14 protein-coding genes and 1 pseudogene are annotated in these 14,636 nt (G+C 68.7%); 7 read left to right on the plus strand and 8 right to left on the minus strand.

Going from position 1 to position 14,636, the window contains the following annotated elements:
* The first annotated feature begins 5 nt into the window (after window positions 1-5).
* From ACG10_RS04600 to ACG10_RS04610, 3 genes are all read left to right on the plus strand, one after another.
* Complete coding sequence (locus ACG10_RS04600) at window positions 6-716, plus strand: murein L,D-transpeptidase catalytic domain family protein (RefSeq protein ID WP_089167313.1); 711 nt, start codon at window positions 6-8, stop codon at window positions 714-716.
* 137 nt (window positions 717-853) lie between these two features.
* Complete coding sequence (locus tag ACG10_RS04605) at window positions 854-1,495, plus strand: MBL fold metallo-hydrolase (RefSeq protein ID WP_089167314.1); 642 nt, start codon at window positions 854-856, stop codon at window positions 1,493-1,495.
* A gap of 175 nt (window positions 1,496-1,670) precedes the next feature.
* Window positions 1,671-2,375 carry an OmpA family protein gene (locus ACG10_RS04610; RefSeq protein ID WP_089167315.1) on the plus strand — a complete coding sequence of 235 codons (705 nt, stop codon included), beginning with the start codon at window positions 1,671-1,673 and terminating at the stop codon, window positions 2,373-2,375.
* Between the two features lie 54 nt (window positions 2,376-2,429).
* Here the strand turns inward: ACG10_RS04610 and pta are convergent, their stop codons facing one another.
* The 3 genes and pseudogenes from pta to ACG10_RS04625 form a co-directional block, all read right to left on the minus strand.
* Window positions 2,430-4,505: a phosphate acetyltransferase gene (pta, locus tag ACG10_RS04615; RefSeq protein ID WP_089167316.1), complete on the minus strand. Its 2,076-nt coding sequence runs from the start codon at window positions 4,503-4,505 to the stop codon at window positions 2,430-2,432.
* Entirely contained in the window at window positions 4,490-5,716 is a 1,227-nt protein-coding gene (locus tag ACG10_RS04620; protein ID WP_089167317.1) for an acetate kinase, read from the minus strand. The genes pta and ACG10_RS04620 overlap by 16 nt, the downstream gene beginning before the upstream one ends.
* A gap of 341 nt (window positions 5,717-6,057) precedes the next feature.
* Window positions 6,058-6,277, minus strand: a pseudogene (locus tag ACG10_RS04625) (DUF3565 domain-containing protein); the annotation flags it as partial.
* On the opposite strand from ACG10_RS04625, the gene ACG10_RS04630 reads away from it, so the two are divergent.
* Complete coding sequence (locus ACG10_RS04630) at window positions 6,276-6,761, plus strand: FKBP-type peptidyl-prolyl cis-trans isomerase (protein ID WP_039802290.1); 486 nt, start codon at window positions 6,276-6,278, stop codon at window positions 6,759-6,761. The pseudogene ACG10_RS04625 and the gene ACG10_RS04630 sit on opposite strands and share 2 nt — an antisense overlap.
* An 80-nt stretch (window positions 6,762-6,841) precedes the next feature.
* Window positions 6,842-7,324, plus strand: a complete 483-nt coding sequence (locus tag ACG10_RS04635; RefSeq protein ID WP_089167318.1) for a glutathione peroxidase — start codon at window positions 6,842-6,844, stop codon at window positions 7,322-7,324.
* Here ACG10_RS04635 and mscL read toward each other — a convergent pair whose 3' ends face one another.
* From mscL to ACG10_RS04655, 4 genes are all read right to left on the minus strand, one after another.
* Window positions 7,325-7,735, minus strand: a complete 411-nt coding sequence (gene mscL / locus ACG10_RS04640; RefSeq protein WP_039802293.1) for a large-conductance mechanosensitive channel protein MscL — start codon at window positions 7,733-7,735, stop codon at window positions 7,325-7,327.
* Between the two features lie 90 nt (window positions 7,736-7,825).
* Window positions 7,826-8,797 (minus strand): GTPase, encoded by a 972-nt coding sequence (yjiA, locus tag ACG10_RS04645; RefSeq protein WP_089167319.1) that lies wholly within the window; start codon window positions 8,795-8,797, stop codon window positions 7,826-7,828.
* A 154-nt stretch (window positions 8,798-8,951) separates the two neighbouring features.
* Window positions 8,952-9,155 (minus strand): YbdD/YjiX family protein, encoded by a 204-nt coding sequence (locus ACG10_RS04650; protein ID WP_012702608.1) that lies wholly within the window; start codon window positions 9,153-9,155, stop codon window positions 8,952-8,954.
* A gap of 56 nt (window positions 9,156-9,211) precedes the next feature.
* Window positions 9,212-11,269 (minus strand): carbon starvation CstA family protein, encoded by a 2,058-nt coding sequence (locus ACG10_RS04655; RefSeq protein WP_089167320.1) that lies wholly within the window; start codon window positions 11,267-11,269, stop codon window positions 9,212-9,214.
* Window positions 11,270-11,636: 367 nt separating this feature from the next.
* On the opposite strand from ACG10_RS04655, the gene ACG10_RS04660 reads away from it, so the two are divergent.
* Both ACG10_RS04660 and ACG10_RS04665 read left to right on the plus strand, forming a co-directional pair.
* Window positions 11,637-13,013: a cache domain-containing protein gene (locus tag ACG10_RS04660; RefSeq protein WP_089167321.1), complete on the plus strand. Its 1,377-nt coding sequence runs from the start codon at window positions 11,637-11,639 to the stop codon at window positions 13,011-13,013.
* Between the two features lie 13 nt (window positions 13,014-13,026).
* Entirely contained in the window at window positions 13,027-13,653 is a 627-nt protein-coding gene (locus ACG10_RS04665; protein ID WP_039802306.1) for a response regulator, read from the plus strand.
* Between the two features lie 10 nt (window positions 13,654-13,663).
* Here ACG10_RS04665 and ACG10_RS04670 read toward each other — a convergent pair whose 3' ends face one another.
* Window positions 13,664-14,125 (minus strand): methyltransferase family protein, encoded by a 462-nt coding sequence (locus ACG10_RS04670; RefSeq protein WP_089167322.1) that lies wholly within the window; start codon window positions 14,123-14,125, stop codon window positions 13,664-13,666.
* Window positions 14,126-14,636: the final 511 nt, after the last annotated feature.

Raw genomic sequence — 14,636 nt, forward strand, 5'->3', positions numbered from 1 at the left:
TTTTCATGTCCAGTCTTTTCCGGCTGCTCATTTTGGCGCTGGCGGGCTTTGCTGTTTCCGTCCACGCGGCACCGGCCCCCCATTCCCTGCTCGACAGTCTGTCCAGGGCTGCCCCGAAACTGAACCGCAAGGTGCTGGACAGCGCGCTGGCGGCCATGCAGTGCGCCATCAACAACGGCTCGGCGCCGGCCCAGCGGCTGGCGGTGATCGACTTCTCCCTGCCGTCGTCCAGGCGCCGCCTGTGGATCTTCGACCTGCAGCGTCGCAGCCTGTTGCTGGAAGACTATGTCGCCCACGGGCAGCAATCCGGGGAGGACTACGCCACGCGCTTCTCCAATATCGAAGGCAGCCATCAGTCGAGCATCGGCCTGTTCCGCACCCAGGAAAGCTACGAGGGTCAGCACGGCTACTCGCTGCGCATGGACGGGCTTGAGCCGGGCATCAACGACCGGGCGCGCGAGCGGGCCATCGTCATCCATGCCGCCCACTACGTGAGCCCGACCTGGATCGCCCGGGAGGGACGCCTCGGACGCAGCCACGGCTGTCCGGCGGTGCGCCCGGAAGTGGCGCGCATGGTAGTCGACAGCCTCAAGGGCGGGCAGTTCATGTTCTCCTACTATCCCGACCAGAAGTGGCTGGCCTCGTCTCTCTACCTGAACTGCCGGCCTGCGCGGGTCGCCGCCATCCTGGCGTCGACGGCGGGGGTGGATGGCTGAGCACGCGCCTGCCCCTCGTGAACCGGGGGGCAGGGGAGTCGTCATTCGCGGCGCGGCAGCCCTGCGCACGCAAAATGCTCAACCTTCCAGCGCAGTGTGCCAAGATGGCGCACCGAAGCTTCCGGAGCCTTTCCCCCATGACCGCGCCCACCGCGATGATCCGCGAAACCTTCCCCGTCGGCCCCCTGCAGTGCAACTGCACCATCATCGGCGATCCCGTCAGCAAGAAGGCCATCGTCGTCGATCCGGGCGGCAATCCGGAGCTGATCCTGGCGCGTCTGCAGCGCCACGGGCTGAGGGTGGTGAGCATCGTCCACACCCATGCCCATCTCGACCACTTCCTCGCCGCCGGACAGCTCAAGGAGCTGACCGGCGCGACCCTGCACCTGCACCAGGGCGACCAGTTCCTCTGGGACAACCTGGAGATGCAGTGCCGCATGTTCGGCGTGCCCTACACTCCGGTGCCGGCGCCCGATCAGTGGCTGAGCGATGACGAGGAGCTGGCCTGCGGCTGCGGCGTCGCGCTGCACACGCCGGGGCATACGCCCGGCTCGATGAGCTTCTGGTTCGCCGAGGCCAAGCTGCTGATCGCCGGCGACACCCTGTTCCACCGCAGCGTCGGCCGCACCGACCTGTGGGGCGGGGATGCGGCCGCGCTCAAGCGCTCGATCAAGGAGCGCCTCTACAGTCTGGACGAGGAGGCCACGGTGGTCACTGGTCACGGCCCCGATACCTGCCTGGGCGACGAGATGCGGGAGAATCCCTTTGTCCGGGCCTGAAGGCGTCGGGCGGCGTGTCCGTTCGGCCTTGACGAGGCACGGCACGCCCCGTGGATAGCGGGTAGACTTCCTTTTTGGAACCCTGCGGATTGTGTAAGGAATTTCCCGCCGTGTTCATGTTCCAATCGCCCTCCCTTTTCAAGGGGCCGATGAATCTCTGAGGAGCTGTACTGCAATGTTTACTCCGTCTCGCCTGTTGATCGCCGCGACTGCCATGGCGCTGCTGGCCGGTTGTGCTACCAACAACAATCCCTACCAGACTCAGGACCAGACCCAGACCGGGCAGCAGGGTGGCATCGGCCGCACCGCCAAGTACGGCGGTCTCGGTGCGCTGGCCGGTGCCGCCGCCGGTGCGCTGATCGACCATGACAACCGTGGCAAGGGCGCGCTGATCGGCGCTGCGGTGGGCGGTGCCGCCGGTGCCGGCTACGGCTACTACGCGGACAAGCAGGAAGCCCAGCTGCGCCAGCAGATGGCCGGCACCGGCGTCGAAGTCCAGCGCCAGGGCGACGACATCAAGCTGATCATGCCCGGCAACATCACCTTCGCCACCGGTTCGGCGGAAATCGCCAGCAACTTCTACACCCCGCTGAACGATCTGGCGACCTCCTTCAAGCAGTACGACCAGAACAGCATCGAGATCGTCGGTCACACCGACAGCACCGGTTCCTACCAGAACAACCTGAGCCTGTCGCAGCGCCGTGCGCAGAGCGTCGCCAACTACCTGGTTGCCCAGGGCGTCAACGGCGCGCGGGTAAGCACCCGCGGCCTCGGCCCGGACAGCCCGGTGGCCAGCAACGCCACCGAGTCCGGCCGTTCGCAGAACCGCCGCGTGGAGATCAACCTGCGGCCGCTGCCGGGGGCTGCCCAGCAGCCGTAAGCCGAAAGGCCATGCGCAGTGGGGAAGCCCGGCCGATGTCGGGCTTCTTCGTTTTCAGCCGGCGGCGGTTTCGGCCTGGATCGCGGTGAGGGCGATGGTGAAGACGATGTCGTCGACCAGCGCGCCGCGGGAGAGGTCGTTCACCGGCTTGCGCAGGCCCTGCAGCATGGGGCCGACGCTGACGCAGTTGGCGCTGCGCTGCACCGCCTTGTAGGTGGTGTTGCCGGTGTTCAGGTCGGGGAACACGAACACCGTGGCGCGGCCGGCCACCGGACTGTCCGGGGCCTTCTGCCGGGCGACCGCGGCGATCGCCGCGGCGTCGTACTGCAGCGGGCCATCGATCGGCAGGTCCGGACGCGCCTGGCGGGCCAGGCGGGTGGCCTCGCGGACCTTCTCCACGTCGACGCCCTCGCCGGAGGCGCCGGTGGAATAGCTGATCATCGCCACCCGCGGCGGGATGCCGAAGGCCTCCGCCGAAGCCGCGCTCTGCAGGGCGATGTCGGCCAGTTCCGCGGCGCTCGGGTCGGGATTCACCGCGCAGTCGCCGTAGACCAGCACCTGGTCGGGCAGCAGCATGAAGAACACCGAGGACACCAGGCGGCAGCTGGGCGCGGTCTTGATCAGCTGCAGCGCCGGGCGGATGGTGTTGGCGGTGGTGTGCACGGCGCCGGAAACCAGGCCGTCGACCTCGTCCAGGGCCAGCATCATGGTGCCGAGCACCACGTTGTCCTCCAGCAGGGCGCGCGCCGCCGGGGCGCTCAGGCCCTTGTGCCGGCGCCGCTCGACCATCGGCTCGACATAGCGCTCGCGGATTCGCTCGGGGTCGACGATTTCCAGGCCGGCGGGCAGCTCGATGCCCTGCGCCCGGGCCACCGCCTGCACCTCCTCGGGCCGGGCCAGCAGCACGCAGCGGGCGATGCCGCGCTGCTGGCAGATCGCCGCGGCCTGCACGGTGCGCGGCTCGCTGCCTTCCGGCAGGACGATGCGCCGGTTTGCCGCCTTGGCCCGCCTGACCAGCTGGTAGCGGAACGCCGGTGGCGACAGGCGCGGCTCGCGGGGCGTGCCGCAGCGCCGGGCGAACCAGGCGTGGTCGAGGTGACTGGCCACGTAGTCGCTGATCCGTTCGGCGCGCTCCTGGTCGTCGAGGGGGATCTCCCGGTTCAGCCGCTCCAGTTCGTGCAGGGTTTCCTCGGGGGTGCGCTCCACGGCGAGCACCGGCAGGCCGTCGGCCATGGCCGGGCGGCACAGCTCGAGCACCCGCTCATCGGCGGGCAGTTCGCCGCACAGCAGCAGGCCGGCCAGCGCCATGCCGTTGCGGCTGGCCAGGCCGGCGGCGAGGATCACGTCGTGGCGGTCGCCGGGCACCAGCAGCAGGGTGCCCGGCCTGAAGCGCGGCAGCAGGCTCGGCGCGGCGGCGGCGCACAGCAGGCTGTGCTGCACCCGTCGCTGGCGGTAGTCGCCGGGGTTGAGCAGGCGCGCGCCGAGCAGGTCGGCGATGTCGCTGGTGCGCGGGGTGTTCAGCGTGTCGTGCCAGGGCACGCAGCCGAGCAGGCGCAGGGTCTTGCCGAGCGGTTCGGGCTGGCACAGGCGCTCGGCCAAAGGCCCTGGGCGCACCTTGTTGAGGATCGCCCCGGCGACCGGCGTGTCCTGGCCGGCGCCGAGCAGGCGGGCCTGGATCTCCAGGCGGTCGCGCAGCTCTTCGAGGCTTTCCTCGGCCGGCGTGGAGACCAGGACGACGTCGGCGTTCAGGCTGCGCGCCAGATGCCCGTTGAGGCGTATGGCGTAGCCGACCTGCGGGCTCGGCACCAGGCCCTCGACGATCAGCACGTCGTGGCCGTTCTCCATCTGCTGCAGGCGACCGATGATGTCCTCCAGCAGCTCGTCCAACTGGCCGTCGCCGAGGCGCCGCTCCACCTGGGCCAGCGGCAGCGGCTCTGGCGGGTTCAGGTGATGGGTGCGGGCGATCAGCGCGGTGGAGCGCTCCGGACCGCTATCGCCGGGCTGCGGCTGGGCGACCGGCTTGAAGAAGCCGACTTTCAGGCCGCGCCGTTCCAGGGCGCGGACCAGGCCGAGGCTGGCCGAGGTGAGGCCGACGCCGTAGCCGCTGGGGACGATCAGGAAGGTCTGCATGCGCTGTCCTTGTCAGGGGCGGGGGAGTCGAGCAGCGCCAGGGTGTCTAGGGCGATCTGCTTCTCCTCGTTGGTGGGGATCACCAGCAGGCGCGGGTGGCCGGGGGCGTTGATCGCCCCGCTGACCCCGCCGACGCAGCGGGCGTTGGCGGTGTTGTCGATGGCCAGGCCGAGCAGCCCCAGGTGGGTGACGCTCCTGGCGCGCACCAGCGGCGAGTTCTCGCCGATGCCGCCGGTGAAGATCACCCCGTCCAGGCGCGGCAGGGCGCAGGACAGCGCGGCCAGCGACTTGGCCAGGCGGTAGCAGAACACCTCGATGGCCAGGGTCGCCTGGCGGTGGCCCCGGGCGCGCGCCTGCTCCAGGCTGCGCATGTCGTTGGACAGCCCGGACAGGCCGAGCAGGCCGCTCTCGCTGTTCAGCAGGTGGTCGATCTCCTTGAGGCTCCAGCCCAGCACGCGGGCCAGGTGGCTGTGCAGGTTGGGGTCGACGTCGCCGCTGCGGGTGCCCATCGCCAGGCCTTCCAGCGGGGTCAGGCCCATGCTGGTGTCGCGGCTCTGGCCGTCGACGATGGCGCAGGTCGAGCAGCCGTTGCCCAGGTGGGCGGTCAGCCAGCAGCTGTCGCCGACCTCCAGCCCGGTGAGCTCCGCGGCGCGCTGGCCGACATAGCGGTGGCTGGTGCCGTGGAAGCCGTAGCGGCGTACGCCGTGCTCGCGGTAGAAGCGCTCCGGGATGGCATAGCGGTAGGCGTGCTCCGGCATGCTCTGGTGGAAGGCGGTGTCGAACACCGCGACCTGCGGCAGGTCGGGGAACAGCGCAAGGGCGGTCTCGATGCCGAGCAGGTTCTGCGGATTGTGCAGCGGCGCCAGCGGCACCGTGGCGCGGATCGCCGCGAGCGCCCGCGCGTCGATCAGGCAGGACTGGGTGAACTGCTCGCCGCCGTGCACCACCCGGTGGCCGATGCCGTGCAGCCGGCCACTGCAGGCTTCCTCGACCAGCGGCAGCAGCGCCTCGAGCGCGGCGCGGTGGTCGGCGCCGGGCAGCTCGCGCCGCTGGCGCAGATTGGCGGCCCGCCACCAGTGCAGCACGGCCTGCGGGCTGCCCAGGAGTTCGGCCTGGCCGGCGAGCAGGGGCGTGGAGTGCGCCTGGCTGATCAGGGCGAACTTGAGCGACGAGCTGCCGCAGTTGAGCACGAGTATGTTGCGTGTGGCCATCAGTCCTCCCGGAGTCGTTCCTTCAGGCACCAGCCGCAGGGAAAGGGTTGACCGAGCAGGCGCCGGTGATGTTCCGGGTATAGGGCCTGTTGACGTTTTGGCGTGAGCCGCGTTGCCGCGTCAAATGCCGCCAGTCAAGGCGCGGGTCGCCGGCAATGGTCATTCCCTTGCCAAGTCCCGCAACGCCGCATGGCGGCATTTGCCGCGCAACCCGCAGGGACGGGGCCCGTTTGGCGCAGCACGGCGTTGCTCGTCGTTCATTTGGAGTGACCAAACTTCTCTCCTCGCTCCTTGTTCTGCGCCAAACGGGCCGCCGGCGCGGCCTACGCCAAAACGTCAACAGGCCCTGGCACCCAGGGGCGGTTCTGCCAAGGCGGCTGGTGGCGCAGATGCTGGGTATGCCCGCAGGACAGCAGCGCCACCCAGTGGCCGTCGGCGTCCTGGCGGAAGCCCGTCAGGCGCGGCGGCCCGGCCCGCTCGTCCCCGCCCGGTTCGCTTTCCCGCGAGGCGGCGGTTACACTCGTTGCTTCATTCTTCTTTTGCAAAAGGTTGTTCGCCCATGCTGATTGCCGCCAACAAGGCTGTCTCTATCGACTATACCCTGACCAACGATGCCGGTGAGGTGATCGACAGTTCCGCCGGCGGTGCACCGCTGGTCTACCTGCATGGGGCCGGGAGCATCATCGTCGGCCTGGAGAAGGCGCTGGAAGGCAAGCAGGCCGGAGACGAGCTGAAGGTCGCCATCGAGCCGGAAGAGGCCTACGGCGAGTACAGCCCCGAACTGGTCGCCGTCCTCAACCGCGGCATGTTCGAAGGCGTCGACGAGCTGGCGGTGGGCATGCAGTTCCACGCCTCCGGCCCGGACGGCAGCATGCAGATCGTCACCATCCGCGATCTGGACGGCGATGACGTGACCGTCGACGGCAACCACCCGCTGGCCGGCCAGCGGCTGACCTTCCAGGTCAAGGTGGTCAACGTGCGCGATGCCAATCCGGAAGAGATCGCCCACGGCCACATCCATGGCGAGGGTGGTCACCACCACTGAGGCCGGCTGCCGGTCGACCGAAGACACACCGAAAGGGCGCCGTTTGGCGCCTTTTCTCTGTCAAGCAGGGGAGTCGAGAGATGAGTGCGTTCCATGATCTGTCCTTGCGCGGACTGGACGGGCAGGACCTGCCGCTGGCGCAGTTCCGCGACCGGGTGCTGCTGCTGGTCAACGTCGCCTCCAAGTGTGGCCTGACGCCCCAGTACGCCGGCCTGGAGAAGCTCCACCAGCAGTACCGCGAGCGCGGCTTCAGCGTGCTCGGCCTGCCGTGCAACCAGTTCGCCAGGCAGGAGCCGGGCAGCGAGGCACAGATCCGCGAGTTCTGCGCCCTCAACTACGGTGTGACCTTCCCCCTGGCGGCCAAGCTCGAGGTCAACGGCCCCGGCCGCCATCCCCTGTACCAGCTGCTGGCGGGGGAGGGCGCGGCGTTTCCCGGCGACATCGGCTGGAATTTCGAGAAGTTCCTCGTGGGGCGCGATGGCCGCGTGCTGGCGCGCTTTTCGCCGCGCACCGCGCCGGACGATCCGGCGCTGCTGCAGGCGATCGAGAAGGCCCTCGGCTGATCAGGAGCGCTGCTGCGCCTTGAGCAGGTCGCGGATCTCCTCGAGCAGCTGCTGGTCGCGGGTCGGCGCCGGTGGCAGGCTCGGCGCCTCGGCCTCCTTGCGCTTGAGCTGGTTGACCGCCTTGATGCCGATGAAGATGGCGAAGGCGACGATCAGAAAGTCGATCACCGTCTGGATGAACTTGCCGTAGGCCAGCACCACCGCCGGCGCAGCGCCCTCGGCCTGCTTGAGAGTGATGGCCAGGTCGGAGAAGTCCACCCCGCCGATCAGCAGGCCGAGCGGCGGCATGATCAGGTCCCCGACGAAGGACGAGACGATCTTGCCGAAGGCGGCGCCGATGATGATCCCCACCGCCATGTCCACCACGTTGCCCTTGGCGGCGAAGGCCTTGAACTCGCTGAGCATGCCCATGGAAGCGCTCCTGGTTGAGGTGACGCTTGCAGTCTAGTCCGGGCCTCGGGGAGGCCTGCGGAAGCCCGGGCCGGCGGCGCCGGGCGCGGCTCAGCCCAGTACCTCGGCAAACCCCGTGCGGATCTCCTCCTCGGGCAGGTTGTCGCCGATGAACACCAGCACGCTCTCGCGCACCTCGTCCGCGCCCCATTCCTCCGCCCAGTCGAAGCCGTAGAGGCGCAGCACGCCCTGGAACACCATGCGCCGCGACTCGCCGGCCAGGCTCAGCACGCCCTTGTAGCGCAGCAGCGAATCGCCATAGCGCGCCAGCAGGCCCTCCATGAACAGACCGAGGCGCTCCAGGTCCAGCGCCTGCTCGCTGCGCAGCACGAGGGTGGCGATACGGTCCTTGCTGGTGGCCGGGACGAGCGGGCGCAGGGTCAGGGCCTGGCCGAAGTCGGCGTTGAGGTTGAAGCCGCGCACGTCGAGCAGCTCGCCCAGGTCGATGCGCCCGTGCTCGACGATGCGGATCGGCGCGCGGCGGTTGATGCGCTGCAGGCGCTGGCTCAGCGCCTCGACCGCTTCGCTCGCCACCAGGTCGGTCTTGCTTAGCAGGATGCGGTCGGCGAAGCCGACCTGGGCTTGGGCGATGGCTTCCTGCAGGTGGCGCTCGGCATTGGCGGCATCCACCAGGGTGATGATGCCGTCGAGCACGTAGCGGTCGCACAGCTCGTCGTCGGCGAAGAAGGTCTGCGCCACCGGCGCCGGGTCGGCCAGCCCGGTGCACTCGATGACCAGGCGGTCGAAGGCCAGCTCGCCGGCGTCCAGGCGCTCGAGCAGGAGGAACAGGGCCTTTTCCAGCTCGACATGGATGGAGCAGCATACGCAGCCGTTGGCCAGGGTCATCAGCTCGACCGGCGCGGCGCCGAGCAGTTGGCCGTCGATCGGCGTCTCGCTGAACTCGTTCTCGATCACCGCGATCTTCAGGCCGTGCTCGGCCTCGAGCAGGTACTGCAGCAGGGTGGTCTTGCCGGCGCCGAGAAAGCCGCTGAGCACGGTGACCGGGATGGGGGGTTGGGACATGAAGCGTTCCTCGAAACGAAACGCGCCACGGCGGAGCGTGGCGCGGGGATTCAATGCCAGGTGCAACGATCTGACAAGGGCGTAGGGGGGCAACCCGCCGGACATGGTGCGGAACCACACCGGAGTCGGCGGGTTTCACCCGCCCTACCCCAGGTCAACAGCAGCGTACCGGCCTGCCCTTGCCGCCGCCATAGCGGGCGTCCTGGCGCTCGCGGAAGAAATCCTCGTAGCTCATCACCGGCTGGTCCGGATGCTTGCTGCGCATGTGCTCGACGTAGGTGTCGTAGTCGGGCATGCCGACCAGCATGCGGGCGGCCTGGCCGAGATACTTGCCCATGCGGCTGAGATCGTTGAACACGGAACCTCTCCTCTCTCTAGCTCGGGACCGGGCTCCCGAAGGAGCCCGGGGCTGGGTCAGGCGCCGGGAATCGCCTGGAAGGGCGTTTCCTTGTCGGTGCGCTCTTCGACGATCCAGGCGGCACGGCCGACCTTCAGCGCGTAGAACAGGATGCTGAACACCACCACCAGGAACAGCACGCTGAGACCGGCGTTGGTATAGGCATTCATGATCACGTTCTGCATCTGGCCGAGGTCCTTGGCCGGGGCCAGGACCTGGCCGGCGTCCAGCGCCACGGCGTACTTGTTGGCCAGGGCGAGGAAGCCGACCGCCGGGTTCGGATCGAACAGCTTGATCAGGCTCGCCACCGTGGTGCAGATCAGCAGCCAGGCGGCCGGCAGCAGGGTGACCCAGACGTAGCGCTGGCGCTTCATCTTGATCAGCACCACGCTGCAGAGCATCAGGGCGATGCCGGCGAGCATCTGGTTGGAGATGCCGAACAGCGGCCACAGGGTGTTGATGCCGCCCAGCGGGTCGACCACGCCCTGGTACAGCAGGTAGCCCCAGAGCGCCACGCAGCCGGCGGTGGCCAGCATGTTGGCGCTCCAGGAGTCGGTGCGGCGCAGGGCCGGCACGAAGTTGCCGAGCAGGTCCTGGAGCATGAAGCGCCCGGCACGGGTGCCGGCGTCCACCGCGGTGAGGATGAACAGCGCCTCGAACAGAATGGCGAAGTGATACCAGAACGCCATGGAGCCGGCGCTCGGCAGCACCTGATGGAGGATCTGCGCGATGCCCACGGCCAGGGTCGGCGCACCGCCGGCACGGGCCAGGATGGTGGTTTCGCCGATGTCGCGGGCCACGCCCTCAAGCGCTTCGGGGGTGATGGCGAAGCCCCAGTTGCTGACCGCCGCCGCCACGCTGGCGGCATCGGCACCGACGATGGCCGGCGGGCTGTTCATGGCGAAGTACACGCCAGGCTCGATCACCGCGGCAGCGACCATGGCCATGATTGCCACCATCGACTCCATCAGCATGCCGCCGTAGCCGATGTAGCGGGCGTGGCTCTCGCTGGCCAGCAGCTTGGGCGTGGTGCCGGAGGCGATCAGCGCGTGGAAGCCCGATACCGCGCCGCAGGCGATGGTGATGAACAGGAAGGGGAACAGCGCGCCCTTCCACACCGGGCCGCTGCCGTCGACGAACTGGGTCACGGCCGGCATCTTCAGGTCGGGGTTGAGAATCACGATGCCGACCGCCAGGGCGGCGATGGTGCCGATCTTCAGAAAGGTCGACAGGTAGTCGCGCGGGGCGAGGATCAGCCATACCGGCAGCACCGCTGCGACGAAGCCGTAGCCGATCAGCATCCAGGTGATCTGCACGCCGCTGAAGGTGAACACCTCGCTCCAGTAGGGGTCGGTGGAAATCGCGCCGCCCAGCCAGATCGAGCCCAGCAGCAGGACGATGCCGACCAGCGAGATCTCGCCGATGCGTCCCGGGCGGATGTAGCGCATGTACAGGCCCATGAACATGGCGATCGGGATGGTCGCGATCACCGTGAACATGCCCCACGGGCTGTGGGCCAGGGCCTTGACCACGATCAGCGCCAGCACCGCGAGGATGATGACCATGATCAGGAAGCAGCCGAACAGCGCGATGGTGCCGGGAATCCGGCCCATTTCCTCGCGCACCATGTCGCCCAGCGAGCGGGCGTTGCGGCGGGTGGAGATGCACAGGACCAGGAAGTCCTGCACCGCACCGGCCAGCACCACCCCGGCGATCAGCCACAGGGTGCCGGGCAGGTAGCCCATCTGCGCGGCGAGTACCGGGCCGACCAGCGGGCCCGCGCCGGCGATGGCGGCGAAGTGATGGCCGAAGAGCACGTGCTGGTTGGTCGGCACGAAGTCCAGGCCGTCGTTGTTGAGCACCGCCGGGGTGGCGCGGCGCGGATCGAGCTGCATCACCCGGGTGGCGATGAACAGGCTGTAGTAGCGGTAGGCGACCAGGTAGATGGCCGTCGCGGCGACCACGATCCACAGGGCGTTGATGGCTTCGCCGCGGCGCAGGGCCACGATGCCCAGGGCGGTGGCGCCCAGCAGCGCCAGGGCGAGCCAGGCGAGATGAGTGACCAGTCGGTTCATTGCGTTCTCCTGCCAGCGGCCGGGCGGCCTGTGGCGTCATTGTTGGAATTGTCGCGCTCCGGAGATGGAGCCTTGCTACTATCGCCACATCTCGCATGCGCCGATATTCGCAGTGCTACTCAGGGCCACTGCGTAGAACTACGCAGAGGTGGCAAGGGCGGCGTGTCACGCCCCGTCCCCGGACGCCTCCGGCAGCCCTCTGGCGCGGCGCCTGGCGGGAGGCGGCAGGCAGACGGGCGGCAGCGTCCGGCAGAAACGCTCCTGCCGAAAATCCTAGGACAGAATCGCCCGGCCCGGCGGTCTCGGCCCCCTCCGCCCGGGTGTCCGCGAGCCGGCCACCGTTCTCCGTTCCCGACGAGAAGCTCCCATGCAGCTCAAACACAAGATCGTCGCCCTCAGCATCCTGCCGCTGCTGCTGGCCGTGGCGCTGATCTGCGCCCTGGTCATCGTCCAGAACCAGCGGCTGGGGGAGGAGCAGGTCCGGCTGATCGAGAACGCCATCCTTTCCAGCAAGCGGGCCGAGCTGAAGAACTACGTGGCCATGGCGCTGAGCGTCATCGCCCCGCTGCAGGCCGGCGGGCAGGACGATGCCCAGGCTCGCCGGCAGGCCTTGGAGGCCCTGGCCAGGATCGACTTCGGCCAGGACGGCTACTTCTTCGTCTACGACACCCGGGGCCGCAACCTGATGCATCCCCGCCAGGCCGAGCTGGTCGGCCGCGACCTGTGGAACCTGACCGATCCCCATGGCCTGCCCGCCGTCCAGGCGCTGATCGAGAGCGCCACCCATGGCGACGGCTTCCAGCGCTATGCCTGGCAGAAGCCCTCGACCGGCCGGGTGACCGACAAGCTGGCCCATGTGGTGATGCTCGAACCCTGGGGCTGGATGCTCGGCACTGGGATCTACCTCGAGGATGTGGAGCAGGCGACCCGCCAGGTCCGCGAGGAGGTGGCCGGCGGGATACGCTCCACCATGGCCGCCATCGCCACCATCGCGCTGGTGGCGGTGCTGCTGGTCTTCGCCGGCGGCCTGGCCCTGAGCGTCCGCGAGCACCGGCTGGCCGACAGCAAGCTGCAGTCGCTCAACCGGCGCATCGTCCATCTGCAGGAGGAGGAGCGCTCGCGGGTCTCGCGGGAACTGCACGACGGTATCAGCCAGCTGCTGGTGTCGATCAAGTTCCAGTTCGAGCTGGCCGGCCACCAGCTGGAGGCGGGGCAGTCCAGCGGCCTCGTCACGCTCGGCACGGCCATCGAGCGGCTGGGCGGCGCCATCGGCGAGATCCGCCGCATCTCCCACGACCTGCGCCCCTCGCTGCTCGACACCCTGGGGCTGCCGGCCGCCATCGGCCAGCTGGCGACCGAGTTCGAGCAGCGCTGCGGCCTGGCGGTCGTCTACCGCAACGGCCTGCCCGACGCCCGGCTGCCCGACGGGGTGGCGGTGGCGCTGTTCCGCATCGTCCAGGAGGCGCTGACCAACATCGAACGTCACGCCGGGGCCGGCACGGTGCTCGTCGAACTCGAGCCCTGCGTGAAGGGCGTGCAGCTGCGGGTGGAGGACGACGGCATCGGCTTCGATCCGCGGACCATCGAACAGCCGCAGGAGGGCATCGGCCTGCGCAACATGCGCGAACGGATCGAGCATCTCGGCGGCCGCTTCAGCCTATCGTCCAGCTCTGGCCACACCGGGATCTGTGTAATATTGCCCGTGCCGGCCGCCTCAGCGGCCGGCACCTCGTTCACCCTATAAGAAGAGCTGCAGCATGAACTCCAGCAACCCGACCCGGATCGTCCTGGTCGACGACCATGCACTGGTACGCGAGGGCATTCGGGCCTTGCTGGCCGTCATGCCGCGGATCGAGGTGGTCGGCGAGGCGGAAAGCGCCGCCGAGGCGCTCGAACTGCTCGGCCGGGTGCCGGCGGACCTGCTGCTGCTCGACATCGGCCTGAAGGACACCAACGGCCTGGAGCTGACCCGCAGCCTGGGCCGCCAGCACCCCGACCTCAAGGTGCTGATCCTCAGCATGTACGACAACATCGAATACGTGCGCACCGCGATCCGCGCCGGGGCCTGCGGCTATGTCCTGAAGGACGCCTCGTCGCGGGAAATCGTCGCCGCCATCGAGGCCATCGCCGCCGGCGGCAGCTTCTACAGTTCGGAAATCGCCCGCAAGCTCGCCGAGCGGACCGCGGAGCCCCACAACCTGACGCCACGGGAGTGCCAGATCCTGCAGATGCTTGCCCAGGGGCTGGACAGCAAGGCCATGGCCCGTGAACTCGACATCAGCGTGCGCACCGTGGAAACCCATCGCCTGAGCATCCGCCGCAAGCTGAACATCGACGGCTCGGCGGCGCTGATCAGGTACGCCCTGAGCGCTTCCCGGCTCTGAGCGGAACCGCTCAAATCCAGCGCCGCACCCGGCTCTGGTAGGCCCGATAGGCGTCGCCGAACAGCTCGGTCAACAGCGCCTCCTCGTGGCGGATCACCGTGCGGTTCATGCAGAGGATCAGCGCCGGCAGCAGCAGCCAGGGCCAGAGGCTGGCCAGCAGCAGGGCGATGCCGGCGTAGACCAGGGTGTCGGCCAGGTAGATGGGGTTGCGCGACAGGCGGAACGGCCCCTCTTCGAGCAGCTTCGCCGGGGTGCCGTAGGGATTGACGGTGGTGCGCTGCCAGGCCATCTGCAGCACCGTCAAGAGCATCAGCACCAGGCCGGCGTCGATCAGGCCCCAGCCGGCCCAGTGCGTCCAGTCGTTGTCCGGCAGCGGCACCGGCAGCAGGGCATGCAGTCCCCAGGCGAGGCCGACGAAGAGCAGGTAGATGACCGGCGGCGGCAGGATGCGGGGGATGAGGCGGCAGGGCATGACGGCACTCCTTAGGGCCAATCCTTTCAAGGTCTTTTGCTTTTCGGGGCTTTGATCGTGCCCGCGCTTCCGCGTGGGCGCACTACAGGGGCACTGGGGCCCCTGCGGCGCCGGAGCGCCCGGCCCTGGGCTCCCACGCAAAAGCGTGGGAGCCATCAAACGACGGGGATGATCGTGCCCACGCTCCTGCGTGGGCACGTTGCAGGGGACGCTTCGGTGCCTTTCCTCCCGATCGATTATCGGGGGAGTTCACGCAAAGACCTTGAAAGAACTGCTCCTTAGGGCCTGTTGACGTTTTGGCGTGAGCCGCGTTGCCGCGCCAAAACGTCAACAGGCCCTAGGGTCTGTTGACGTTTTGGCGTAGGCCGCGACGGAGGCCCGTTTGGCGCAGAACAAGGAACGAGGAAAGAAGTTTGGTCATTCCAAATGAACGACGAGCGACGCCGTGCTGCGCCAAACGGGCCCCGTCCCTGCGGGTTGCGCGGCAAATGCCGCCATGCGGCGTTGCGGG

The sequence above is a fragment of the Azotobacter chroococcum genome (assembly GCF_002220155.1).
GTDB classification, from domain to species: Bacteria; Pseudomonadota; Gammaproteobacteria; order Pseudomonadales; family Pseudomonadaceae; genus Azotobacter; species Azotobacter chroococcum.

Bases quoted from the DNA above. Each gene is read 5' to 3' on its own strand.
- pta (WP_089167316.1), bottom strand. From the start codon at position 4,505: ATGCAGACCTTCCTGATCGTCCCCAGCGGCTACGGCGTCGGCCTCACC.
- ACG10_RS04610 (WP_089167315.1), top strand. From the start codon at position 1,671: ATGTTTACTCCGTCTCGCCTGTTGATCGCCGCGACTGCCATGGCGCTG.
- mscL (WP_039802293.1), bottom strand. From the start codon at position 7,735: ATGGGCATGCTCAGCGAGTTCAAGGCCTTCGCCGCCAAGGGCAACGTG.
- yjiA (WP_089167319.1), bottom strand. From the start codon at position 8,797: ATGTCCCAACCCCCCATCCCGGTCACCGTGCTCAGCGGCTTTCTCGGC.
- ACG10_RS04665 (WP_039802306.1), top strand. From the start codon at position 13,027: ATGAACTCCAGCAACCCGACCCGGATCGTCCTGGTCGACGACCATGCA.
- ACG10_RS04620 (WP_089167317.1), bottom strand. From the start codon at position 5,716: ATGGCCACACGCAACATACTCGTGCTCAACTGCGGCAGCTCGTCGCTC.
- ACG10_RS04660 (WP_089167321.1), top strand. From the start codon at position 11,637: ATGCAGCTCAAACACAAGATCGTCGCCCTCAGCATCCTGCCGCTGCTG.
- ACG10_RS04635 (WP_089167318.1), top strand. From the start codon at position 6,842: ATGAGTGCGTTCCATGATCTGTCCTTGCGCGGACTGGACGGGCAGGAC.
- ACG10_RS04600 (WP_089167313.1), top strand. From the start codon at position 6: ATGTCCAGTCTTTTCCGGCTGCTCATTTTGGCGCTGGCGGGCTTTGCT.
- ACG10_RS04605 (WP_089167314.1), top strand. From the start codon at position 854: ATGACCGCGCCCACCGCGATGATCCGCGAAACCTTCCCCGTCGGCCCC.
- ACG10_RS04630 (WP_039802290.1), top strand. From the start codon at position 6,276: ATGCTGATTGCCGCCAACAAGGCTGTCTCTATCGACTATACCCTGACC.
- ACG10_RS04655 (WP_089167320.1), bottom strand. From the start codon at position 11,269: ATGAACCGACTGGTCACTCATCTCGCCTGGCTCGCCCTGGCGCTGCTG.
- ACG10_RS04670 (WP_089167322.1), bottom strand. From the start codon at position 14,125: ATGCCCTGCCGCCTCATCCCCCGCATCCTGCCGCCGCCGGTCATCTAC.